Source organism: Cobetia sp. D5 (genome assembly GCF_035666195.1).
In the GTDB taxonomy this organism is placed as follows: domain Bacteria; phylum Pseudomonadota; class Gammaproteobacteria; order Pseudomonadales; family Halomonadaceae; genus Cobetia; species Cobetia amphilecti.
Genome location: NZ_CP142020.1, coordinates 2574131 through 2599956, shown reverse-complemented (window position 1 = coordinate 2599956; position 25826 = coordinate 2574131). Strand labels below are relative to the sequence as shown.

Sequence of the window (25826 nt, the reverse complement as noted above, 5' to 3'; positions counted from 1 at the left end):
TTAACTACTTGCTGACCATCTCTCCGCGCTCTGTCAGCGTGGCCGTCTCGCCGCCATGCTGCTTCACCAGCTGCGCCATTGCCTGATCTTCGGCGCTGCTTTCGGCTTCTTCGCCGTCAGCATTGCCCATCTTGTGCATCAGGCGCTCCGCCAGTCGCCACAGAGTGGCGGCTTCGCTGATCATCATCACCGGAATGCTGATGCCCAGACGTGCCTCGACCGCCGTCATCAGCTCGACCCCCATCAGCGAGTCGAAGCCCATGTCGTAGACGCTCTTGTTGACGTCGATGGCGCTGGCATCGATCAACAGAATCTTGCTCAGCTCGCCCTTGAGAATCTCGACGATGGCGGTCTGCAGCGCTTCACCGGACAGGCCCGCCAGTGCCGCGGCGATATCATCCTGCTGCGCCTGGCTATTGTCATCCTCACCGGCGCGGCGGGCGATTTCCTCGAAGCGGGGCGTGGCGGCGGTCGGCAGGAAGCGTGCAAGCGCGCCCCAGTCCAGTTCCAGCACGCCCAATGAGCGTCCCGGCAGGCCGAGTGCCTGGGCCTGCTGATCTGCGCTGATCATCTCGCCGAGACAGGCCAGCGCGTGGTCTGCCATCAGCGCATCACCGCCGAGGCGATTCTTGAGCGCTTCGCGGGTCTTTTCGTTACGAGCTAGGAAGCCGGCATCCTCGATCGCACCCCAGCGTGCGCAAGTGGCGGGCAGGCCACGCGCACGACGGTTGGCGGCGAGCCCTTCCAGCCAGTGGTTGGCTGCCACGTAGACGCTCTGTCCCGGGTTGCCGAACAGAGTGGTGGCCGAGGAGTAGAGCACGAAGAAGTCCAGCGCATGCTCGGCACTCAGTCGGTCCAGCAGGCGCGCACCTTCCAGCTTCGGCGTCATCACGCGCTGGATGCGCTCGGCATCGAGATGGCGAATCAGCGCATCATCGATCACCGCGGCGGCATGGATGATGCCCTTGAGCGGGGCGATACCATCGCTGTTAGCGGACTTGCCGAAGCGTGCGAACACCTTTGACAACGCGGCGTCATCGGCGACATCACAGGCCAGCGCATGTACGTTTACGCCCTGGGCCTCGAGACGCGCGACACCTTGCTGCGCTTCTTCACTGGCCGCACCAGAGCGCCCGAGCAGGACCAGTTCACGCGCGCCCATCGCGGCCAGCCACTCGGCGCTGCGCAGGCCAAAGCCGCCCAGACCGCCGGTGACCAGATAGCTGCCAGCCGGGTCGATCGTCAGTGTCTTTTGATTGGCCGCTAATGCGTCGCGCTGAGTGGTCACTGCACTTGCACCCGCCCCCGCACTTGTCTGCTCAGCGGCGTGTTCGGCTACGCGCTGAGTGACGACGACCTTGCCGATCTGGCGGGCCTGCTGCATGTAGCGGAAGGCCTCGACCACCTGACTGGCATCGAAGGTGGTGTAGGGCAGTGGCGCTAGGGTGCCGTCCTCGAACAGCGCCATCATCTCGCGGAACAGACGTGTGGTCAGGCCCGGGCATTCCTTCATCAGCTGATCGGAATCGATGCCGAAGTAGCTCAAGTTATTGCGGAACGGACGCAGCCCCATCGGGGTGTTCTCGTAGAAGTCGCGCTTGCCCAGCTCACAGAAGCGCCCGAATGGCTTGAGCACGCGCAGGTTCTGGGCAATGGCTTCACCGGCCAGCGAGTTGAGCACCACATCGACACCGCGCGCATCGACAGATGGATCACGCTGCTGGCGTGCGGCGAGATCGGCCAGGATATCCTCGGCGAAGCCATGGCCGCGCGAGTCATAGACGTTGTCGATGCCCATCAGCGCCAGGAAGTCGCGCTTGGCCGGCGAGCCGACGGTGGCGAACACCTCGGCGCCCAGCCATTCGGCGATCTGCAATGCCGCGATGCCCACGCCGCCGGCGGCGCCGTGAATCAGTACCTTCTCGCCTTCTTCCAACCGCGCCAGATGCTTGAGCGCGTAGTAAACGGTGAAGAAGGTGGTCGGGATGGTCGCCGCGGCTTCCAGGCTGACGCCGTGGGGCACATGGGCCAGTGCCGTGTCGGCAATCACCAGACGGTCGGAGAAACTGGCCGGGCCGAAGCCGACCACGCGCTCGCCGACCTTGAATTCGGCATTGTCGCCAGCCTGAGTGACGATACCGGAGAACTCGAGTCCCAGGCTCGGGCCGGAAAAGCCGTGTTCGATGGCCTCATCCGACAGCAGGCCGAGGGTGTACATGACATCGCGGAAATTGAGGCCGGTCGCCTCGACCCGCACCTCGACTTCGCCGGCTGCCACGGCGGGCAGAATGCGTGGCTGCCATTCCAGATTGCGCAATTGACCGGGCTGGCTGAAGCCGAGGCTGACGGCGTGGCGCTGAGCGCCTGGGGCTTTAGAGGCTGATGTCTGCGAGCCTGACGACTGCAAGCGGGCACTCTCGCCACCAGCGGCCTGCTGAGGTGCCGCCACCTGACGCAGGCGTGTCGCGAAGCGTGCGCCAGTGGCATCCAGAACCACTTCCTGCTCGTGATCCGGCGCTTCGAGTTCCTGCACCAGCGCGCCCATCAAGGCAGGCATGCTTGCGGCGTCGTGCTCCAGCGTCGGCGTATCCAGCAGGCGAATGGCCAGCGACTGGCTCTCGTTGGCCAGGCTGCGCGCAAAGCCCCAGCTGGCCGCATCCGCCGGTGGCGTCGCTGCGGGGGCGCCATCTGTCTGCCACAGCGTCGCCACATCATGTGTCAGCACCCACAGGGTCGGGGCCACGCGGCTGTCGTCTTGCTCCTGGGCGCTGTCAAAGGCCTGGGCGATCTGTGTCAGCAGCTGTTGGCGTGCGCATTGGAGGGCGTTGGTGCTGTCCGTATCATTTTGCTCAGCTGTCGCCGCCGCGCTGGGCAGCGCGATCAGGTAATCAACGTCGCCAAGCTGCTCGATCAGTGCGGAGACGTCCGCGGGCAGACTGGCTGACAGGCGCTGATGGCTGACCTGATGACCACACGCGGTCAGTGAGTCGCTCAAGCGCGTCAGCAGTGCCTGATCCGCCGGTGCCTGCGGGCTATCCAGCAGCGCGATGGAGAGCGTGGCGGCTTGGCTTGCCACTGCTTCGCTTTCCACTGATTCACTCTCGATTGATTCACCTGCCGCCATCTGGCCTTCAGTGGTTTTCGCAAGAGCCGCAAGTGGTGCCTGAGCGGCAAGTGTCGCGGAGAGCCACCAGGCACCTGATGTTTCAATACCCAGCTGATCGCTGGCTAGGTGAACGCTGGCAGGCGCTGCAGACTCGATATCGAGGCCCAGCTGGGTCAAGAGACGCTGCCATTGCGCGATGCCCGGATGACTGCGCAGCTGCTCACCATCATCGAGGGCCAGAATCGGCCCGGCCCAGGTCGCAGGTTCACAGCCACACAGCAGCAGCTGTGCACCGGGGGCCAGATGGGCGATCAGCGCTGTCAGCAGCTCGCGCGCCTGTGACGGTGCCTCGAAGTCCAGATGTACGATGGCGAGCTGAGCCTTGCGGGTCGTGGCGGTGTCCTGGAAGGCCTCGCCCGCGATCACGTCGATCAGCGGCAAGTCATCCTGCAGGCGATTGGCTTCACTGAGGGCGCCGGCACTGGCGGCCACGAAGCGGTAATCCAGCGCGGCGTAGCGACCGTTGCGTGCATCCGCCTCGCACAGTGTCGCGAGACGCTGGCCCAGCCAGGGGCCGCCGGCACCCAGCTCCAGCACATCGAGGCGCTTGCCGGCAGGCAGTGTGGCAAGCGCGCTGCTGATGCGTTGATCGAGCTGTGCGCTCAACCACTGCCAGCCGGCATTGCCGACCGCCGTCTTGAGCAGCGTCGGGATCAGCGGCTGGCGCAGATGTTCCAGTGCGGCACTGGCGTCCGTCGAGAGCAGTGCCTCGCGATCTGCCACCGCTTCATCAGCGGTGCCGTCCAGCTGAGTCCCTTCTGACTGAGCGCCGTCCAACGGGATGCCGTCCAACGGCATGCCGCGATTGAGCCATTCATCCATATGCAGGTGCAGGCGACCGGCGGCATGCGTCAGCGGGAACTGGCCCGGGTAGTCGCGTACCAGCAGCTGCCAGATGTCATTGGCGGCGGGCAGATCCAGCGAGTTGATCTGCCAGTCGCCGTTGTCGAGTGCTTCCGTCAGGCCTTGTGATTCGGCCCAGTCGAGCAGGGCACGGCTGAACAGCGGACAGCGTCGCTGCCAGCGCGACAGTGCCTCGTGATCCAGGTGGGCAAGCTCCGGCTCGCCCGGCGCTGCGTGACGCAGCAGAGTCTCGTGGACGCTGGCGAGCATCAGGCTGTCGAGCAGCGGCTCCAACTCATCGCGGAAACATTGGCTGTCGGCCATCAGCATCTGTGCGCTGGCGGCCGCGTCGCTCTCACCAACATTCGCATCACCATCCTCATCGCCATCGGCAGCCTCTGTGGCCTGCATGGCGTCATTCACCAAGCCTGCGATATCCAATACCGGTGCGGACGGCTGAGTGAGCGGGTGCGGTGCGGAAGTCAGTTCGATATCCAGGTAATCCAGATGCGCCGTGCCATCACGTCCCAGGCGTACGGCGCGGAAGCGGGCCTCTTCGGCAACTGCCACGGCGCGGCCTTCGGCGTCGAACAGCTCGAAATCGGCACACAGGGAGTGCGGGCCACGCGAGCGCAGCACGACACGTGCCGTGACGATCTGCGAGGCGCGTACTTGCTCACGCACCTGCAGGCGTCCGACGCGCACCGGCACGAAGGCCATGCCATTGTTGGCCGCCATCTGGCCCTTGAGCACGCCCAGCAGAGGAATGAACAGCTGGAAGGCGCTGTCGAGCACGCCGGGGTGCAGGTGGAAGTCTGCGTCCTGGGTGGCCATTTCCTCGGTCAGCGAGAAACGGGCCAACACCTGCGGACGCGCAGTGCCCGGTGCGTGATGGTCGGCGCCCGCGTCGACCCAGATCTGCTCGGCGGCGCGGAAATGCGGGCCGTAATGCAGGCCGAGTTGCGCGGCAGCCGCCACGTGTTCATCGCGGCCGAAATCGGCGGCGCGAGTCGGCATGACTGGGGCGGCTCGCTCCAGCAGGCGTCCACGCGTGGCGGTGAAGGCGCGCGCCACGGCGTGCAGATTCCACTTGTCGGCATCTTCCGCGCGTGTCTCACGACTCTCCAGACGCATGGCGCCATTGGCGCTGTCCAGCGACAGGCGGGTCAGACGCAGCGTGCTGTCATCGAGCAGCAGCGGGGCGCGAATCTCGAAGTCTTCCAGATCCAGCACGTCGGGCAGGCTGTCCGCATCGGCGCTGTCGGCCTGCCATTCGTGGGCGGCGGCCAGGCATTGCTCCAGATAGCCGGCCCCCGGGAAGACGGCACTCTCGCCGACCTGGTGATCGGCCAGCCACGCGACCTTCTGGGTATCGAGCTGGGCTTCCCAGGTCAGGCGTTGCTGGGCGAGACGATAGCCGAGCAGCGGATGTACGTAATGACGATCCAGCAGACGCTGGCTTTCGCTGGTGGTCTGGATCCAGCACGGGATGCGTTGCCAGGGGTAGCTTGGCAGCTCGATGAACTGACCGGCGACCGGGAACAGGCCGGTGATGTCGACGGCGCCGGAAAGCAGCATGCGACCGCGCAGATGCTCCAGGGCATCTACCCCGGCATGGCGACGGTCGAGACTGGCGAGCACTTGGCCGGCAGGCGCCTCGTCACTGCGCGCCTTGAGGATGTCGTTCAGGTAGCTGCGCAGGATCGGGTGTGCGCCGATCTCGACCAGCAGGCGATGGCGGCCGAGGGCAGCGTTCTCTTCCGCCTCGGAGTGCCAGTTGACCAGCGACGTGACGGCGGCCTCGAACATGACCGGCTGACGGATGTTCTCCCACCAGTAGCGCGCATCCAGCTGCTCGCCGGCAATGACGCTGCCGGTCACGGTGGAAATGAACGGGGTATGGGTGGCGCGGGGCGTCAGGCCGTCGAGGGATTCGAGCAGGCCGGGCTTGATCGGGTCCATCGCCGGGCTGTGGAAGGCGTAATCCAGTCCCAGTACTCGCGCGAAGGTGCCCTGGGCGGAGAGCTCCTTGCTCAGCGCTTCCAGCAGCTCACGCTCGCCGGCCAGGGTGGTGCCGCGTGGGCCATTGATGCCAGCCAGTGACAGCGACGCCCATTGCGGCTGCTCCAGCCACTCGCGCATTTCACACTCGCCGAGACCGACGGCCATCATCGCGCCGGTGCCACGGGTGCGCCCCTGGTGGTAGCTGCGCTGGAAGATGACGCGGGTGGCCTGTTCTAGCGTCAGCGCGCCACTGGCCCAGGCGGCAGCGACTTCGCCGACACTATGGCCGGTGACGGCAGCGGGGCGGATACCGCGCTCGATCAGCCATTCGGTGACCGCGACCTGCAGCGCGAACAGCGTCGGCTGGGCGATCTCGGTGGCGTCCAGGCGGTTCTCGCCTTTCTCGCTCAGGCTGCCGTCCAGCTCCTTGAGCAGCTCGAAGCCATTGAAGTCGCGGAAGGCGGCGTCGAGGCGCTCCAGGCAGGCGCGCACGCTGGCGGATTCTTCCAGCAGGGCACGGCCCATGCCGGCCCATTGGCAGCCATTGCCGGAATACACGAACACCGGGCCACGTTCCTGCACGCTGCTGAGGGCGTTTGCGCCCTGGCGCGGCGATGCACCATTGTCGCTGGCGCTCGGCAATGCCGGCAGACGGTCTGCCAGGGTGATGCGCGGATGGTCACCGAGATCCCCTTCGCTGCCGAGGGTGTCGAGGTCCTCGAGCAGGGTGGTGAAGGTATCCGCGCTGAGCAGGGCACCATGCACATGGTGCTCGCGGCGGGCGGCCAGCTGCCAGGCGAGATCGTAGAGGCTTGGCGCAATGTCGTGGGCGGCGAGCTCACGAAGGTGCTCTGCCAGCTCCAGCGCGGATTGCTTGAGCGCCTGTGGGGAGCGGGCACTCAGGCGAAGCGGCGGCGTCTGTTCACCTTCAGTGTGCGGTTGCGCTACCGGCTTTTCGGGGGCGCTTTCCAGCAGCACGTGGGCATTGGCGCCACCGAAGCCGAAGGAGTTGACGCCGACGATCAGACGCCCGTCCGCCTTGAGCTTGCGCGGCTGGGTGACGATATCCAGGTTCCACTCGTCGGTACGAATCTTCGGATTCAGACGCTGGATCTTGATCGTCGCGGGCACTTCACGGTGCGCGATCACGCCCAGTGCCTTGGCCAGGCCTGCCACGCCAGAGGCAGTTTCCAGGTGGCCCATGTTGCTCTTGATCGAGCCGATCGGCAGCGGGCTGGCGCGCTTCTGGCCGATGGCGGCACCGATGGCGCGGGTTTCCAGCGGATCACCGACCGCGGTGCCGGTACCGTGGGCCTCGAGGTAGTCGATCTCGTCCGGGCTGATGCCGGCCTGCTCGCAGGCCTGTTCCATCAACTGTATCTGCGCCGCCGGGTTGGGCACGGTCAGGCCGGACTTGTAGCCATCGGTATTGACCACGGAAGACGCCACCACGGCGAGAATGCGATCGCCATCGGCGATGGCCTGGTCGAGATCCTTGAGCAGGAAGACGCCGCCGCCTTCGGAGCGCGCATAGCCGTCGCCGGCCTCATCGAATACCTGGCAGCGGCCGGTCTTCGACAGCATCGTGGCCTTGGAGAAGATCAGGAAACCGTATGGATGCAGGTGCAGGCTGATGCCGCCGGTCAGCGCCATGTCGGTCTCACCGCTTCTGATCGACTGGCAGGCCTGATGGAAGGCGACCATTGAAGAAGAGCAGGCGGTATCCAGTGACAGGCTCGGGCCGTGCAGGTCGAAGGCATACGACAGGCGGTTGGAGGCCACGCTGGAGGTATTGCCGGTCGCGGTATTCGGGCCGATGGCGCTCAGGTCATCCGCCATGCGATAGGAATAATCCAGGCTCGCGATGCCCATGAAGACGCCACAGCGTGAGCCGCGCATCTTCTCGGCCGGGATGCCGGCGTGCTCGATGGCTTCCCAGCTCATTTCCAGCAGCATGCGCTGCTGGGGGTCCATACTGGCGGCTTCGCGCGGGCTGATGCCGAAGAAGGCCGGGTCAAAGCCCGTGATGTCGCCCAGTGAACCTGCGGCGAAGCTGTAGCTCATGCCCGGGGCTTTCTTGTCCGGGTGCGAGAGAGACTCCTTGCTCCAGCGGTCGTCGGCGACTTCGGTCACCATGTCCTTGCCGGCCAGGAGATCGTCCCACAGGGTGGCCTGAGTGGTGCCGGGGAAACGGCTGGCTGCGCCGATGATGGCAACGCGTCGGGTCATGACAAGCTCCTGAACTTCTGAGTCACGGCACTGTGGCGAGCATGTTTCGCGGTCGCCTTCAGCAGCGCACTTCCTAATGTATCGATATTGATGACGCGCGGGTCGCCCTTGCGGCATTGCTCGTCAGTCTTGAAAGGCCCTTCGCAGTCGAGGGCCCACTCCATCAGCTCCGGGTCCTTATCGCGCACGGCCGCCATGGTCTGGCGGGCGGTGTCGTCGGACTCCGGCAGGGCGCTGGACCAGATGAAGCTGTCAGTCACGCCATTGGGCTCGCCCAGGGTCGTATAGACCTCGGGCATGATCGGCACATGGTCTCCATAGAAACACAGCAGCCCGCCGCGTGGCAGTCGCGCCAGCGCGGTGGTGAGCTGATCGATCATCGCATCGGCATTCACCAGGTGACGCAGATAGATGCCCAGTTCCTGACAGTTCTCCGGCAGGACTCCGTCATACCACTCCGGCAGACCTGCGCTATCGAAGGTTTCCAGGTGCAGCGGGCCATGATTCTCCATGGTGATCACCTGGATGAACAACGGCGTGTCACCGGCTTCCAGCAGGCAGTCTTCCACCTTGGCCGCCACGGCGGCATCGCTGATGTACTGGCCACTCTTGTCGGCATCGCTGAAGTGGGCGATGTCGAGGAATTCATCGAAACCGAGCTGTTTCAGCACCTGATTGCGCAGATAGAAGGTGCCGGGATAGGGATGGATACACAGCGTGCGATAGCCCATTGCCTTGTAGCTGGCGGCCAGGTTGGGCACGGCGCGATGCGCCAGCTGATGGTAGGGGTTGAACTGATGCACGCCGAGCTCTTCGGCGGTCAGGCCCGTCAGGAAGGCGGTTTCGGTGCGCACGGTATTGGCGCCCCAGGCCGGCACGGCCAGACGACCACACGGCAGGCCCTGGGCCAGGGCGGTAAAGTGGCAGCGGTCCAGGTTCGGCAGCAGATTGTCGCGTACCCGGGGATAGACGCGGCGGGCATCGAAGAAGGATTCGCTCTGCACGCTGACGACATTGGGCAGTGCCTTGGTGGCGTCCTCATCATCGAGTTCGCGCAAGGTGGCGTCGAGCTCGCGCTGTGCCTCTTCCAACGGATTGCGCAGCGGCGTCAGTGGGCGGCGCGCCAGCCGCGCATAGGCCAGCAGGTAGGCCACCATGCCCAGCTCGCTCAGGTCGAACTCGGGGGCCAGCATCACCTTGTTGGCCAGACGGTTGCCTAGGGCGTAGGTCAAGACGCTCGCGCCGATCAGTATGCTGATCAACGGCACCAACCATAGAGCGGTGTTGCCTGAGTCGGCGGCGGAGAAGCCCAGCGCGGGCTCGAGCCAGAGCCCCAGACCGATCGCCAGCGCCCCTGCCGTGGTCGCGGCGATGGTCAGCCCGATGCCGAAGAAGGGGATGTACAGGCGCGGGTGCTTGATGGCGTCGGTGAAGTACTCGAAGTCCTGGCTGAGGAAGGGTTCGCGCAGCGACACGTACTTGGTGTGGCTGACCTGCAGCACCACCAGCCACAGCGCATTGACGACGATCAGCGAGAACCAGGGGCGCTGGGTGATCAAGGTGCACAGTGACCAGCTGGCGCACCAGTACCCGACATGTGCCAGCCTGGCGCTGACGGGGCGACGCCAGAAAGCGGCTGGCGGTGTCGTCATCTGTTTCAGCAGCAGATGCTCAAGCCCCAGCGTCAACCCGAGGCCGACCAGCAGTGGCCCGGCCATGAAAGACACAAACGCAATGACAAACTCCATGTATTGCCGACCTCGTTAGCCTCTGCCGTCGCAGGGGCTGTGTAGTGTCCGGTCGAGTACTCGACCCTGATCAAGATCCATCGCGACGAGGGGAGTGACAAGTCGCCCCCTCGCCGCAGTATTTTCAGGCGCTCTGGTGTCCAGATCCTGATCGTTCCAGCGTGTTCAACTGACGCTATGGCGTTCCCGCCACTGTCTTCCTTATCGATCCTGCACGATGTACTCCAGTAGCAGGTACTGGGGTCTTACGCTAACTCATTGTCATGGCAATGGAAAAACGCTGAGCCCTCGCCTGCTGCTCATGGCGGGCCGGCCCACGGTTCATGAAAGCACAAGCCTGCCCGTGGCATGAGAGAGGCAAGCCCCGATCAATGAGTGTAATTGAACCACCCGAGCAGGCGCTGGGAGATTCCGGCGGGCAGGACGCTCAACCACCAGCACCCGAAGTTGAGCGGGAAGGGGAAGCTGATACGCGCCCGGTTTCGCGCTGCACCCTTGAGGATGCGGCGTGCGGCCTTTTCGGGTGGCATCTCGAAGGGCTTGGGCCCTGGCATGGCCTCACACATCGGCGAGGTGACATAGCCGGGCATGACGACGGTGACACCCACGCCATGGGGTTTGAGCCAGCTACGCAGGCCTTCGCCATACGCCTTGACCGCCGCCTTGCTGCCGCTGTAGCTGGGTGTCAATGCCAGGCCATGCCACGCCGCCAGGGAGCTGAGCAGTACCAGCTGACCACTGCCACGTTGTTTCATCGCCATGGCCAGATGGTGAGCCATGCCCAGCGTGCCGATCACATTGGTATGCAGTAGGCGGCGTGAATCCTCCCAGCGCTCTCCGTTGCCCTGGGGGCCGATATCGGTGTTCATGCCGGCATTGGCGATGGCGATGTCCGGCACGCCGCGCGCGCAGACTTCATCAAGCCAGGTGAACAGGGTCTCTTCATCACACAGGTTGAGTACCGTGCATTCCACCTCGGCGCCCAGCTTGCGGCAGTCGCTGGCGATCGCATCGAGTTTGCGCTGCTTGCGGCCGGTGAGGATCAGCGTGGTGCCCGTCTCGGCATAGGCGCGTGCCAAGGCGCCGCCGATCTCGCCCGTGGCGCCGGTGATCAGGACGCGCCGCAGGCGGCTGGCATCCTGCGCGGCTTTCGCACTGGCGTCGCTCTCTACAGGTCGGCTATCCGCTCGGTGAGTGCCAGCGGTGCGCTCAGCGTCGGTGGGCTCTGGCTGCTGGGGGGGCATGGCCGTCATCTTTGGTCTCCTTGAATCCCGACACCGAAGGTCGGCAGTTCCCTTGCGTTTCTCGTTATGGTCGGGTGAAAGAGGCTGCCATCATTGGCGTGTCTCACCGTTGTTGCGTAATCCAGCAGTCTTTTCGCATGTTCAGCAGCGACTCAACATATTCTCCAACGGTGAGCGTTCGGCGCACAGTATCTTGGAGGCGCCCAACACGGCCAGTTGCATGCCCGGCTTGCAGTAGAAGCCGCCATTGAGCTGCACCGTATGAATCACCGTATTGCGGAAATGTCGGAAGAGCGTGGTGTCGGGGCGCTGGCCCTGGGTCCAGAAATCATGCAGCGAACCCTGGAAGGTCAGGCCCGGCAAGTTGAAGATCGGGTCGCCCATGCAGAAGGTCGGGCAGCGATACTGCAGCGCCACGTTGCCGGTCGTGCTGTTGACCGTGATCATGCCCTTGGCCTGCTTCAGCAGCTTCTCCAGATTGCCGCTCTCCAGATAGACGATACGCCCGATCAGGTCGTAGCGGCGCTCCAATGAGCGAATCAGTCCCGGGTAATCCACTAGCCCCATGTCGAGGGGGTGGTTCTTGATCACCAGGCGTGCCCCGCGTGGCGCATTCAGGGCGAAGCTCTTCATCACCCGCTGTATGACTTCCTGCATGTTGGCGAAGCGCGAGTGGTGGCGTATCTGGGCATCGGTATTCAGCTGCAGCGGCAGCATGTAGTAAGGCGCGCCACTGCCCATCAGCTGATTGATACGCTTGGCATCACGCCGTTTGTACCAGCGCATCAAGGGCAGCCGTGTCGCATAGCCCGCGTATTCCTGCACGGCGTGAATGCTGTGCGGCCGGTAGCGCGGGAACAGCAGCGGATTGGCCGCGCCCGCCAGGTGGTAGGTGATGTCATGACGCGCGCGTTCGCTGAAAGGCGCCTTGAAACGCTGCGGCTTGGGGGCATCTTCGAGGTGTCTGCCTGCCTCACGGAACCAGTCAGGGTCGCGTGGCAGCAGGGAGTGGCCATTGACCCCTTCGCGCTCCAGCGTCACCCAGTAGGGACGGAAGTAGCCCTCTTCGAATACGTGGGTACGGATGCCGAGATATTCCGCCTTGAGCACGGCATCACGATGTACCGGGCGTCGGTCGCCGAACAATACCTGATCGGTGACGTGATGCTTGCGCCAGAGTTCGGCGATCCAGTCGCCGAGGTCTTCAAGCTTGCCGCGATAGGCATACGCCTTGTCGTGGCGCCAGTAAAAGCTGTCGCCGCTGTTGAAGTTGACCTTGATGACCTCATGGCCATCCTGCTTGAGCTTTTTCGCCAAATGCAGGAAGAAGGGCGAGCACACCCCCTGCAGCAACATGAAGACGCGACGGCGGCCGCCCCCTGGACGGGTGTGAGCACAGGGTGGCTGCCCCGGAGTGTGCAATTCAGCACCACGCGAGACGTCGGGCTGAACTGGCGGGCGTGTCAGGACGGCATCATCCGACATCTTGAGCTGGCGCAGTTTTTCGATCGCGCTAGCCATGGAGGTTGCCGGTGAGAGGTCTTGTTCCCCAAGGCTCTCTTGCGCGCGAGCGTCCGCGGGCACAAGGGCCGAAGCTGAAGCGGTGAAAGGCAATGCCAGACGTCCATGTAACATAATTCAATGCTTCCCGATGAATAAGGCGCGATAGCCTCGATAAAGACGGGTTTTCCAAGGCAGTGCTGGCTTCAAGGTACCTTTGCGAAGCTTGTCACGTTGTTGTTCCAGGATCGTGACGACTGTCTCGGCATTGCATAAGTGACCGTGCTCAGGGGCCACATACACGGGATACTCGATCAGAGCGCCTGCCACCAGGGCATCCACACTCAAGTGCCGAGTTCGTCTTGGGCACTCGACAAGGTCATGAGTCAGCCCCCAGCCAGCATAGAAGGGCAGGCCATGGGTCGTGACGGGCACACCTCGTATCAGGGCTTCAAAGCCCGCGAGCGAGCAGAGTGTGTGTACATGATCCACCTGCTCAAATAACCGACTGATATTGCCGGTGGTCAATTCGAGATCGTACATTCCGCCTTCAGTCGCCACCTCGCCACTACGCCCCCCTGTGACAACGTCGGGATGCGGCTTATAGATCACGTAGCTTTCAGGATGCAATTTTCGCGCCGCCTCAAGCAAAGCCTGATTGGTGCGTATCCCGGGACAGGCATGACGTATCGAGGCATCTGACTCCACCTGGCCGACGACCAATATCACGTCACGGCCCTTGGCCATCGCGCGAAGGTCCGGCAATTCATCACCTTCCGAATTGTACTTGCTCAGTCCCAACGTGATCAGGCGCTCGCGTAATTGGCGTGCGCGGCCTAACTCGGCATCGGTGAAATCATGATGCATCAACCACTGCTCCAGTGTGCTTGAGCGACTGGCGTCAAAATGCATGCCGAGCGGGTCGAGGATCAACGAAAGTGGCCGCGTGAGATCTACCCCCAGGCCGACTGAGCGCAAGAAACCGTCCTCGATTCGCCACAGAGCGCCCCCTTGTGCAATGACGGAGGCTTCCAGCTCTGCTGTGGTTCGGCTCGCCCAGCTCAGCACGCGGGTAGGGGGTGGGGCCTGTTGTTCGCGCTGCGACATCGCTTGCGGATCATGCGCGATGGTGACACCAGCAGTCTTTTGCAGCTTTTGCATTGCGATGGAATCGCTTTTGACGAAGTCGCAGTGCGCCAAGGGTCCCAGGAATCCGGGCAGGAAATTACGCTTCCAGCGCGAGTACCCCGGCGCTATCCAGTCACCTGCCAGTCTGGTAGCCATTCGCTTCTGGTCTGCAAGCAGCTGAATGATCTCTTCGAGCGTCGCGGCCTGCTGGGTATAGGGGTTGGCATAGCGGCTGTATTCGAGATAAGCCGCAGCAAACACCTGCTCAAGCGTGCGTGACTGGCCTCGGCGCGGACATTGCTGCCGATCATCCGTCAGGCCCCAGCCGGCATAGAACGGCATGCCGTGGCAGGTCACCGGCAGGCCTGCCATCAGGGCCTCGAACCCAAGCTGGCTGGTCACGACATGGACGCCATCGACCTGTTCAAACAGGCACCAGGGGTTGATGTCGTCACTCAGCAGCGTGCAGCCAAGCTTGCGCGCCTCCTCCAGCAGATAGCCGCGCTTCTTGCCGGCGATCACATCCGGATGCACCTTAACCCACACCTCGGCTCCCTCGATGGCGCAGGCCTCCCTCAGCATGACAAGGAAAGTCTCCGGGCTGGCCATGCCCCCAATGACAGACGCGTCCTCGGCGGTCTGATCGACGATGAGAAGTCGCTGCATGCCAAGCTTTCGGGCTGGCAGCCTGCGCTCTGGCGCATGGTTGTACTTGCTCAAGCGATGTATGCGCAGGCTATCGAGAGCCGCGCGCGCGCGCGCCAGCAACGCCTCACCCTGAAGCGTCGGCGCTTCATTGATCAGTTGCTCGAGATCGCTCGTTTGGCGCGCATCGTAATAGATGCCTTGATGATCGACCACCATCGCCATGCCAGGGTAACCGGCGCTCGCCAGGGTCAGAGAACGCAGGAAACCATCCTCCAATGCGACGTAGGGCAATCCATGTTCAAGCGCATATTGGCGCGCACGTTTCGCCGTGGGTTTATGTCCCCAACCGACGACACGCATGATGTTTGTCGAGGATTTCTGGCCCGCGAATTCTGGCGCAGTATTTATCCCTTTCGATGCCCCGAGTTCTGGCAAAGAATCAGCCTCGCTCGCTGCCGGTTGTTGTTCTTTTCCTACATTTTTTTTGCTCAGTGTATCTGTCGGGGTACGTCGTCTGGCAGCGAAAGATAAATTCTTGAAGGTGAGCGAGTTGTCATTGTTCTGACACGAAAGGGGTGTACGCCCCCTCGTCAGTGGCAGCAACTCGGGAATGAAGCAAGCAAGAAGTGGTTGGCGATAAATACCTGAAGAAAAACAGAGCGATGCCCCAGAGGTCGCGTCATTCGTGACATCTGCTGATCCCTGCCGAGCGTGAGAGGCGCAGGGCAGAGCACGCATGAGAAGCTCCCATCCTTGGTTCATTGCCGCCTTCAGCATGCAGGGTGTCCGTTTCAGATAAGAAAAGTGACTGCTTACTCGTGATGCTCAGCACGCTTGGTGAGACTGTCGTGTGAGACCGTTGACTCAGAGTCCGCAAATAGGGAAAGTACGCAAAGTGACGAACGAATTCAATCAAGTCTTTGCTTGCGATATTGGTAGCAGGCAAATAATTAACCTGTGCTTTATTTTGTTTGTCAGCTTTTTCACTGCACGCTTCAGCAGTAATAGCTTTACTGCTAAAGTGCCACGCTCTGCGATGCATTTTCATTAATGCTCGAGCTTCATATGAACGTGAAGCGCAGGGCTTGACCAGAAGAAGCGGCAGGACGCCAAGGGAACGCTAGTAGATGGAAATCGCGCAGCACATGGATGCTTTTGTCACCCTGGTGGTGACGGTAGGAGTGTTGGCAGGGCTTGTCTGGAATCGTTGGCCGGCGGAGTGGCTGATGATGGCCGCTGCCGTGTCGTTGATTCTGCTGGGCGTCATTTCTCCGGCGACCTTCCTGGCCGGTTTCGCCAATCCGGGCATCATGACTATCGGCGCGCTTTTCGTGGTCGCCGCCGGCGTTCAGGAAACCGGGGCGCTGCGCTGGATGCTCGAACGTCTGCTCGGGCGCCCCAGCTCGCCTTCTTCAGCATTGGCACGCCTGATGCCGATCACCTCGCTGCTCAGCGCCTTTCTGAACAACACCCCCGTCGTCGCACTCTTCATTGGCTTGGTTCAGGGCTGGTGCGCGCGCATGAAAATCTCGCCTTCGCGTCTGCTGATGCCCATGAGCTATGCCGCCATTCTCGGCGGTACCTGCACCCTGATCGGCACCAGTACCAATCTGGTCGTCGACGGCCTGCTGCAGTCCCAGGCCAACCTGCCCGGGCTCGGCATCTTTGATATCTCTGCGCTAGGCGTGCCTGTGCTGATCATCGGCACCCTGTGGATGGTGCTGATCGGCTGGCGTTTCCTCCCCCAGCGCAAGGGGCTGGTCGAACAGCTCGGCAATGGGCGCGAGTATTCCGTGGCCATGCGAGTGGCCGACAAGGGGCCGCTGCACGACAAGAGCATCGAAGAGGCGGGGCTGCGCAGTCTTCAATTCGGCTATCTGGCCGAGATAGAACGCTCCGGCAAGCTGCTGTCCATGGTCGGCCCTGACACCATCCTCCAGTCCGGTGATCGCCTCATCTTTGTCGGTGTCGCGGACACGGCGCATGAAGTGCGTGTTTTCCGCGGGCTGGAAAGCGACGCCGCAGGCCTGGATCTGGATCACCACCAGCGCCGTATGGTCGAGGCCGTCATCGCCCCAAGCTCCCCCGTCGTCGGCATGAACGTGCGCGAAGCGCGGTTCCGTACCCGCTATCAGTCCGTGATTCTTGCCGTGTCACGTGATGGTGAGCGCATCAACAGCAAGGTCGGTGACATCGTGCTGCGCCCCGGTGACACCCTGTTGCTGGAAGCCGCTGCCGATTTCACGCGTCTGCATCGCTATAACCGCGAATTCCTGCTGGTCAGTACGCTGGATGGCAATGGCATGCCCAACCTCACCAAGGCGCCCATCGCACTCGCCATCATGAGTCTGATGATCATCACGCACCTGGCGGGCATGGCCGAGCTGGTCGAGGCGGCGGTGGCGGCCGCCATTCTGATGGTCTTCACCGGCTGCCTCCCGGCCTCGCAGGCGCGCGCCAGCATCGATGGTAGCGTGCTGGTCGTCATTGCCGCTGCCCTGGGGCTGGGGCAGGCGATGACCGACAGTGGTGCGGCCCAGATGGTGGCGGACCAGCTCATGCAGCTGGGCGGGGGGTCGCCGCTGTTGATGCTGGCACTCGTCTATCTCACCACGACGCTATTTACCGAGATCATCACCAACAACGCCGCTGCCGTGTTGATGTTTCCGATCGCCATGGCGGTCAGCGAGCAGCTGGGGGTCTCATTGATGCCCTATGCGATTGCCATCATGTTCGCGGCCTCGGCCAGCTTTCTCACCCCGCTGGGCTATCAGACCAACCTGATGGTGATGGGCCCGGGGGGCTACAAGGTATCCGATTACATGAAGGTCGGTTTGCCGATGAGCCTCATCGTCGGCGTCACCTCGGTCGCTCTGATTCCGCTGATCTGGCCATTTACGGACTGACCTATGTTCTGCTTCGTCTGGCAGCCGCTGGCGAGCGTTACCCTTTACATCGTCAGCCTGGCTGGCGAACTCACACTGACAGGAAGGCACATGACGGATACGACAGTGAGCACGACCGACAGCATGACGCGCGCCATGTTGAATGCGCTGGAGGCCATTGCTCGCAAGGCGGGCGCTGCCATCATGGAGATCTACGAGAGCGGTGACTTCACGGTTGACATGAAGTCGGATGATTCCCCGCTGACCACGGCAGACCGCGCAGCGCACGCCGTCATTGTCGACGGTCTGAAGGCCATGGACGCCGAGTTCGGCGCCACACCGATCCTGTCCGAGGAAGACGCGGACATCAGCTGGGATGTGCGCAGTGACTGGACGCGTTACTGGCTGGTCGATCCGCTGGATGGCACCAAGGAATTCATCAAGCGCAATGGCGAATTCACCGTCAACATTGCGCTGATCGAGCAGGGCGTGCCGACCATGGGCGTCGTCTATGCGCCGGCCATCGAGACGCTCTACGTCGGTGCCCAGCAGGGGGAAGGCCAGGCCGCCATCGCCGAGAAGCAGGTTGGCGAGGGTGAGCGTCAGGCCATCGCCGTCAGTGACGTGCCGAGCAGCACCGGCAGCTGGCGCATCGTCGGGAGTCGCTCTCACCAGACCGAAGAGTTCAAGGCGTTCGTCGCCGACTTCGCTGCCTGCGATATCGTCGCCATGGGCAGCTCACTGAAGCTGTGCCTGGTGGCGGAAGGGGCGGCAGATCTCTACCCGCGCCTCGGCCCGACCTGTGAATGGGATACCGGTGCCGCGCATGCGGTGGTCGAAGCTGCGGGTGGCCAGGTGCTGAATGCCGAGACCCGTCAGGCGCTGCGCTACAACCAGCATGACAGCGTGCTCAACCCCTATTTCATCGTCTGTGCCAAGCCGGCCGCTCCCTGGGCATGAACCAGGCGCTAGACAGAGGGTAGGCAAGCGTCACCGGACTGACGCCAGAAGATGTCAGTCTCGTGTCAAAGATACTATGTTCTCTTCGCAGCGAGTTTTGAGTGTCAGCGTGTGCGGAGAGGATAAGGACAACTAGCAGAGTGATCTCAAGGAACCTGTAATGACTGCATCATCTACGGCCGACAAGCTCGGCATCACACCGGAACGTCAGACCCACCTCAAGCAGCTTGAGGCCGAATCCATTCACATCATCCGTGAAGTGGCAGCGGAATTTGCCAATCCGGTCATGCTGTATTCCATCGGCAAGGATTCCGCCGTCATGCTGCACCTGGCGCGCAAGGCCTTTGCGCCGGGCGTCCCGCCGTTCCCGCTGATGCATGTCAACACCACCTGGAAATTCCAGGAAATGATCAAGTTCCGCGACGAGATGGCCGCGGAAGTCGGCATGGAGTTGATCGAGCACATCAACCAGGAAGGCGTCGCGGCGGGCATCAACCCGTTCGATCACGGCAGCGCCAAGTACACCGACATCATGAAGACCGCCGGTCTCAAGCAGGCACTCGACAAGCACGGCTTCGATGCTGCCTTCGGTGGCGCACGTCGTGACGAGGAAGCCTCACGCGCCAAGGAGCGCGTCTACTCCTTCCGCGATCAGTACCATCGCTGGGACCCCAAGAATCAGCGTCCGGAGCTGTGGAACATCTACAACTCCAAGATCAACAAGGGTGAGTCCATCCGCGTCTTCCCGCTCTCCAACTGGACCGAGCTGGATATCTGGCAGTACATCTATCTCGAATCCATCAAGATCGTGCCGCTGTACTACTCCGCCGTGCGTCCGGTGGTGAAGCGTGACGGCCTCGACATCATGGTCGATGACGACCGTCTGCCGCTGGCCGAAGGCGAAGTGCCGGAAATGAAGTCCGTGCGTTTCCGTACTCTGGGCTGCTACCCGCTGACCGGTGCCGTGGAATCCACCGCCGCGACCCTGCCGGAAATCATCCAGGAAATGCTGCTGACGCGTACCAGCGAGCGCTCCGGTCGTGCCATCGATCACGACCAGGCCGGCTCGATGGAGAAGAAGAAGCGCGAAGGTTATTTCTAGGCCACGCGCCAGGTATCCGGCTCCATCGCCAGTAACGGCGATGGCATGCTTCAAGGCAAGCAAGACTCAACGAAATTGACAGGACGAGGGATGTCCCAAGCGCTGGAAGCGTCGCGCCTCGTACGCCACAAGACGCTCGCGCCGGACAGGCCTCGTTCAGGGAGAATGACAGTGTCACACCAGTCGACGATGATCGCGGAAAATATCGAAGCCTATCTCAAGGAACACGAGCAGAAAGACCTGCTGCGTTTCATCACCTGCGGCAGCGTGGATGACGGCAAGTCGACCCTGATCGGTCGCCTGCTCCACGACTCCAAGATGATCTATGAAGATCAGCTGGCCGCCATCACCCGCGATTCCAAGAAGAGCGGTACCACCGGCAAGGTCGATCTGGCGCTGCTGGTCGATGGCCTGCAGTCAGAGCGTGAGCAGGGCATCACCATCGATGTCGCCTACCGCTACTTCTCCACCGACAAGCGCAAGTTCATCATCGCCGATACCCCGGGGCACGAGCAGTACACCCGCAACATGGCCACCGGAGCGTCCACTGCAAGCCTGGCGATCATCCTGATCGATGCGCGTTATGGCGTGCAGACCCAGACCCGTCGACACAGTTACATCTGCTCGCTGCTGGGTATCCAGCACCTGGTGGTCGCGGTCAACAAGATGGATATCGTCGACTACTCCCAGGAACGCTTCGACGAGATCGTCGCGGACTACAAGGAGTTCGCCAAGGACCTGGAAGTCCCGGATATCCGCTTCGTGCCGCTGTCCGCGCTGGAAGGTGACAATGTCGTCTCCATCAGCGAGCACACTCCGTGGTACGACGATGCCGCCTACGAAGCGCGTCCGCTGATGGACATCCTCGAGACCGTCGATGTCACCGAGGACAGCAACCTGACCGACCTGCGCTTCCCGGTGCAGTACGTCAACCGCCCGAACCTCAACTTCCGTGGCTACTGTGGCACCCTGGCCGCCGGTACCGTCTCGCCGGGTCAGCAGATCAAGGTGCTGCCGTCCGGCAGTACCTCCACCGTCGAGCGTATCGTCACCTTCGATGGCGATCTCGACATCGCCTGGCCGGGGCAGGCCGTCACGCTGACCCTGACCGACGAGATCGATATCTCGCGTGGCGACATGATCGTCGCTGAAGATTCCGATCTGGAACCGTGCACCGCCTTCACCGCTGACGTGGTGTGGATGCATGAGGACCCGCTGATCGTCGGCAAGGAATACGAGCTCAAGCTCGGCACGTCCAGTGTCATCGGTCGCGTCGGTCGCATCATCCACCAGACCGACGTCAACACCATGGCGCGCAACGAAGCGGAGAACATCCCGCTCAACGGCATCGCCCGCGTGCAGGTCGAACTGACCCAGCCGCTGGCCATGGACAGCTACCAGCGCTCGCCGCATACCGGCAGCTTCGTGTTCATTGACCGTCTGTCCAACATCACCATCGGTGCGGGCATGGTCAAGGAGACCCTGAGTGCCAGCAACATCGTGTGGCACGACATGGCAGTCACCAAGCAGCGTCGCGCCGATCGCAACAAGCAGAAGCCGTGCATCATCTGGTTTACCGGCCTGTCCGGTGCCGGCAAGTCCACCGCCGCCAATGCGCTGGAGCGTCAGCTGTTCGCCATGGGCTACAACACCTACCTGCTGGACGGCGACAACGTGCGTCACGGCCTGTGTGGTGACTTGGGCTTCAGCGAAGACGACCGCGCCGAGAACATCCGTCGTGTCGGCGAAGTTGCCAAGCTGATGGTCGATGCCGGCATGATCACGCTGGTCAGCTTCATCTCGCCGTTCCAGGCCGATCGCCAGACCGTGCGTGACATGGTCGGCACTGACGAGTTCATCGAAGTCTTCGTCAACACGCCAATCAGCGTCTGCGAAGAGCGCGATCCCAAGGGCCTGTACCGCAAGGCGCGTGCCGGCGAGATCAGCGACTTCACCGGCATCAGCTCGCCGTATGAAGCGCCGGAGAACCCGGAAATCGAGATCAACACGGGTGAACTGAGCCTCGAGCAGACCGCACTCAAGCTGGTCAATCAGCTCAAGCACTACAACGTCATCGGCTGATGCATTCACGCCGATCAGCCCTCGCCGCAAGGCGGGGGCGTTTGCCGTTTCAGGACTCTCACATGACTTTATCCCGATTCAAACAGCGCTTGCCGCATGTCGTGCGTCTCGCGGCAGTAGCAGGCCTGGCACTGGCCATCACCGGTTGCGCGACCTCCTATCCGGAATCCACCGGTGCCGGCAGCACCAACCTGGCCAACCTGACCGGCGCTGCGTCGCTGCCGGCGGATGTCTCGTCATTTCTCGACAGCGCGGCCCCCGGCAGCGTGATTGCCGTGCCGACCAGCCCTTGGGGCAGCAATGTCGAAGTGGTCGCCCATGAGCGCTACTTCGCGGCCAGCGGGCGTATCTGTCGTGAGCTGACGGTCTCCAATCAGCGTGATCTGCCCAGCAAGGAACTGGCGTGCCGGACCAGCAATGACGGCAAGGCCGGTGAAGGCACCTGGGTGACCCAACGTTTGGTGACCGGCCTGCTGGAAGAGGCCCGCTGAGGAGTTTCTCGATAACTTTTCAGCAACTTCTCGGCAACTTTTCGGCACCTACTCGCTGAAAGGCCCGCACCTGGCTTGGCGTGAAACGACGATTGCAGGAAGCAGGCTGGTGTGGTCGGCTCTGTCATTCCTGACCGACATAGCTCTATTTTTTTTGCACGATTTTCTTTGCACTACGAGGGGCCTAGCCCGATGACGATTTCCAGATTCTTGCTCCGGGCCGGGTGCCTGGTGGCGGTAGCGTGCCTGAACGCCAGCCCGGCCATGGCAGCCGGCCTGGACAGTGGTACCATCCTGTCCAGCAATGACCAGGCCTCCAGCATCCCGCAAAAGACGGATAGTGTAGAAGACAAGGCGCGTGCTGATTGGCGCAGCGGAACCTACGGGCCGCTGACCTCCCGTGCGCAGACCGACCCTGATTCCCTGCCGCCGTTCGGCGAAAACCTCTTTACCGGTGGTTTCCGCGGCATGATGGCCGATGGCCTCAACAGCAGCTACACCATCAAGCCGGGTGACCAGATCACTCTGCGTGTATGGGGTGGGGTCGAGATGGAGTCCGTGCTGCCTGTCGATGCGCAGGGCAACATCTTCCTGCCGGGCATCGGTCCGGTGAAGGTGCAGGGCACCACCAATGCCCAGCTGGATGGCAAGGTACGCAGCGCCATTCAAGAGGTGTATCCCGAGAACGTCAGCGTCTACACCAACCTGCAGGGCGTGCAGCCGGTGGGTGTCTTCGTCACCGGGTATGTCAAGAATCCGGGACGCTACGCCGGTACCCCGAATGATTCCATGCTGTATTTCCTCGATCAGGCCGGCGGCATCGACCAGGCGCTGGGCAGCTACCGCAAGATCAAGATCAAGCGCAATGGCCGTGTCATCAATACGGTCGATCTCTATGACTTCCTGATCAATGGCGAGATCGCTCGTCCGCAGTTCCGCGATGGCGATACCGTCGTCGTCGAGGAGCGCGGCCCGGCGATCAGCGTGGTCGGGGATGTCGAACGTGATTACCGCTATGAACTCACCGACTCGCGCCTGAGCGGCGAAGACGTCCTGAATCTGGCGCGGCTGAAATCGGGTGTCTCTCATGTGCTGCTACGGGGCTCTCGTCCGGACGGCCCTATCTCGCGCTATCTGCCGGTGACGGAATTCCGCGCTGCTGACGTGCGTGCAGGGGATGAAGTGCTGTTCAGTGCCGACCAGCGTGATGAGACCATCGTCGTGCAGCTGGAAGGCAGCTTCTATGGCCCGTCGCGTTATGCATTGCCGCGCGATGCCCACCTGGGGGAATTGCTCAATGCCGTCGGGGTGCCGAAAGGACTGACCGATTACCAGAGCGTTTCCATCCGTCGTGAAAGCGTCAAGGAACAGCAGGCGCAGGCACTGCAGGATAGCCTCAAGCGTCTTCAGGCCACCTATCTCGGCGCGTCTTCCTCGACCACCGAAGAATCCGAGCTTCGTGTACAGGAAGCCGAGATGATCGAGAAGTTCGTCGAGCAGGCGAAGAAGGAAGAGCCGACCGGACGATTGGTCGTGGCACGTGAAGACGGCAACATCGCGGATGTGCGTCTGCAGGATGGCGATGTAATCACCATCCCGGAAATCAGCGATTCCCTGCTGATCAGCGGCGAAGTCGTGGTGCCTCAGGCCATGGTCTACACCCAGGGCATGACGGTGATGGACTATATCAACAGCGCCGGTGGCTTCACGCAGCACGCGGATGAAGACCAGATTCTGGTCGTGCGCCAGAACGGTGCCGTGCGTCGTGCCGAGGAAGTCGAGCTGCGTTCTGGTGATCAGATTCTGGTACTGCCGGAACCGCCGACCAAGAACCTGCAGCTGGCCACCAGCATCACGCAGATTCTCTATCAGGTCGCCGTCGCCACCAAAGTCGCGATAGACCTCTGATCATGGCTAGTGACATGAACGATGACATGAACGGCGAGATAAACACGCCAACTGAACGCCCGTCTGGCGACAAGAAGAGCGGGCCCAAGGCCCGCTCCGCCTGGGCTGTGACGCGTAGTGTCTGGTTCGCCATGTTCATGCGCGAAGCCATCGGCCGCACCATGACTGACCGTATGGGCTGGTTCTGGATGATTGCTGAGCCAGCATTACTGCTGCTCGTGATGATCGGTATTCGTAGCTTCATCCGGGGCGATAAGCTCATCGTCAATGCCCCCTTCATCCCCTGGATGCTGGTCGGCATGATGGGCTTCTTCCTGATTCGCGAGGGGATGATGCAGGGCCTGGGCGCCATCAATGCCAACAAGGCGCTGTTCGCCTATCGGCAAGTGCACCCTGTCGATGGCGTGCTGGTACGTAATGTGCTGGATGGACTGATTCGCACCGTCATCTTCTTGCTGTTCATGGTGGGTGGCCTGATGTTGGGCACGGACTTCCGCCCTGACAACGGCTTTCAGGCCATCGGCGGATGGTTGTCACTCTGGCTGTTCGGGCTGGGGCTTGGCCTGGTGACGTCCGTACTGGGCTCGCTGGTCCCAGAGGTGAGCAAGATCATCCGCATGCTCAACATGCCGCTGCTGATTCTGTCCGGCGTCATCATGCCGCTCAACCAACTGCCGCATTACCTGCTGGAATACCTGATGCTCAATCCAATCGTGCACGGGCTGGAATATATCCGACATGGGTTCTTCGAAGGCTATCAGGTGGTACACGGCACCAGTCTGACGTATTTCTGGGCATGGACGTTGTCTTCACTCGCGCTGGGGCTACTGATGCACGTGCGTTTCAAGGAGCGCCTGAAAAGCCAATGATTGAAATACAGAACCTTTCCAAGCGCTATTACCACTCGCACTACAGTCAAAGTGAAGACCACTGGGTGCTGAAGGATATCAATCTCACCATCCCGACTGGTGTCAGTGTCGGGTTAGTGGGTGCCAACGGCGCAGGTAAGTCTACATTACTGCGTTTGATTGCCGGTATGGACACCCCACAGAAGGGGCGAGTGATACGTCATTCCAAGGTGTCGTGGCCGATAGGACTGGCGGCAGGCCTGCAGAGCAGTATGACAGGGCGCCAGAACGTCAAATTCGTCGCGCGCATGCATGGCACCGAGTACGACATCAACAGCATCATCGAACGAGTCCAGGATTTCGCGGAAATAGGCCCGGCATTTGATGAGCCGATTCGCACCTACTCCTCAGGCATGCGTTCGCGTCTCAACTTCGGGCTGTCGTTAGCCTTCGATTTCGATGTCTACCTCTCGGATGAAGCGACAGCGGTGGGGGATCGCTCCTTCAAGGCCAAAGCTTCCAAGGCCTTCAAGGACAAGGTGGGGCAAGCCAGCCTGATCATGGTCTCGCATGGAGAAGGCATCCTGAAGGAGTTGTGTCAGGCAGGTATCTACCTGAAAGAGGGGCGGGCCTACTGGTATGACAGTGTCCATGACGCCATCAAGGCCTATCACGCAGACAGCGATGGCCCCCAGCTCGACAAGATGACGCTGCAGGCCCTGCAGAAGCTGCGCAAGGAACGGCGCGCTGTCATGGAAGAAGCCAAGTTGGCGCGAGAGGCCGCAGAAACTCTACCGCCGCGTGAAAAGAAGCCTTACGGCGATGCCCTGCGCGCTGCACGTGAAGCATTGCGGGAAGTGCGAGAGGAAATTGAATCTCGCCAAGCTAGCGCAGCTGGCAAGCCTGGCACTTTGTCAGATGAATGATCCAGTTGGCCACAGCTACGCATCACGCTGACAGTCACCAATCTGTTGGCACTCTCGAATTTACTCTCATCGTTTTCACTTCATTGCCGCCGCTGAACTCGGTGCGCGCCTTCA

Annotated in this window: 13 protein-coding genes; 8 read left to right on the top strand and 5 right to left on the bottom strand. The window is 62.1% G+C overall.

Translation table 11 applies throughout. The annotated features are described in order from the left end of the window. Positions 1–4: 4 nt before the first annotated feature. From U0O11_RS10825 to U0O11_RS10805, 5 genes are all read right to left on the bottom strand, one after another. Entirely contained in the window at positions 5–8242 is an 8238-nt protein-coding gene (locus U0O11_RS10825) for a type I polyketide synthase (RefSeq protein WP_324689939.1), read from the bottom strand. Further along, complete coding sequence (locus U0O11_RS10820; RefSeq protein WP_324689938.1) at positions 8239–9960, bottom strand: LTA synthase family protein; 1722 nt, start codon at positions 9958–9960, stop codon at positions 8239–8241. Before U0O11_RS10820 ends, U0O11_RS10825 begins: the two co-directional genes overlap by 4 nt. 398 nt (positions 9961–10358) lie before the next feature. Next, a complete protein-coding gene (locus U0O11_RS10815; protein ID WP_324689937.1) occupies positions 10359–11243 on the bottom strand; it encodes an SDR family NAD(P)-dependent oxidoreductase in 885 nt (294 codons plus the stop codon). 132 nt (positions 11244–11375) lie between these two features. Continuing rightward, positions 11376–12755: a capsule biosynthesis protein gene (locus U0O11_RS10810; protein WP_324689935.1), complete on the bottom strand. Its 1380-nt coding sequence runs from the start codon at positions 12753–12755 to the stop codon at positions 11376–11378. A 117-nt stretch (positions 12756–12872) separates the two neighbouring features. Continuing rightward, complete coding sequence (locus tag U0O11_RS10805; RefSeq protein WP_324689933.1) at positions 12873–15287, bottom strand: capsular polysaccharide biosynthesis protein; 2415 nt, start codon at positions 15285–15287, stop codon at positions 12873–12875. A gap of 368 nt (positions 15288–15655) precedes the next feature. On the opposite strand from U0O11_RS10805, the gene U0O11_RS10800 reads away from it, so the two are divergent. The 8 genes from U0O11_RS10800 to U0O11_RS10765 all read left to right on the top strand — a co-directional run bounded on the left by U0O11_RS10800 (position 15656) and on the right by U0O11_RS10765 (position 25712). Continuing rightward, complete coding sequence (locus U0O11_RS10800) at positions 15656–17416, top strand: SLC13 family permease (protein ID WP_324689931.1); 1761 nt, start codon at positions 15656–15658, stop codon at positions 17414–17416. A gap of 90 nt (positions 17417–17506) precedes the next feature. Beyond that, a complete protein-coding gene (gene cysQ, locus U0O11_RS10795; protein WP_324689929.1) occupies positions 17507–18355 on the top strand; it encodes a 3'(2'),5'-bisphosphate nucleotidase CysQ in 849 nt (282 codons plus the stop codon). Positions 18356–18515: 160 nt separating this feature from the next. Continuing rightward, positions 18516–19457: a sulfate adenylyltransferase subunit CysD gene (gene cysD, locus U0O11_RS10790; RefSeq protein WP_035158792.1), complete on the top strand. Its 942-nt coding sequence runs from the start codon at positions 18516–18518 to the stop codon at positions 19455–19457. A 165-nt stretch (positions 19458–19622) separates the two neighbouring features. Then, on the top strand, positions 19623–21539 hold the full coding sequence (gene cysN / locus U0O11_RS10785) for a sulfate adenylyltransferase subunit CysN (RefSeq protein ID WP_165873953.1): 1917 nt from the start codon (positions 19623–19625) through the stop codon (positions 21537–21539). Between the two features lie 62 nt (positions 21540–21601). Next, entirely contained in the window at positions 21602–22030 is a 429-nt protein-coding gene (locus tag U0O11_RS10780) for a DVU3141 family protein (protein ID WP_192839359.1), read from the top strand. A 192-nt stretch (positions 22031–22222) separates the two neighbouring features. Further along, positions 22223–23938, top strand: a complete 1716-nt coding sequence (locus U0O11_RS10775; RefSeq protein WP_324689923.1) for a polysaccharide biosynthesis/export family protein — start codon at positions 22223–22225, stop codon at positions 23936–23938. A gap of 131 nt (positions 23939–24069) precedes the next feature. Next, a complete protein-coding gene (locus U0O11_RS10770; RefSeq protein WP_442872657.1) occupies positions 24070–24807 on the top strand; it encodes an ABC transporter permease in 738 nt (245 codons plus the stop codon). Beyond that, complete coding sequence (locus U0O11_RS10765) at positions 24804–25712, top strand: ABC transporter ATP-binding protein (RefSeq protein ID WP_324689922.1); 909 nt, start codon at positions 24804–24806, stop codon at positions 25710–25712. The genes U0O11_RS10770 and U0O11_RS10765 overlap by 4 nt, the downstream gene beginning before the upstream one ends. The last annotated feature ends 114 nt before the right edge of the window (positions 25713–25826 follow it).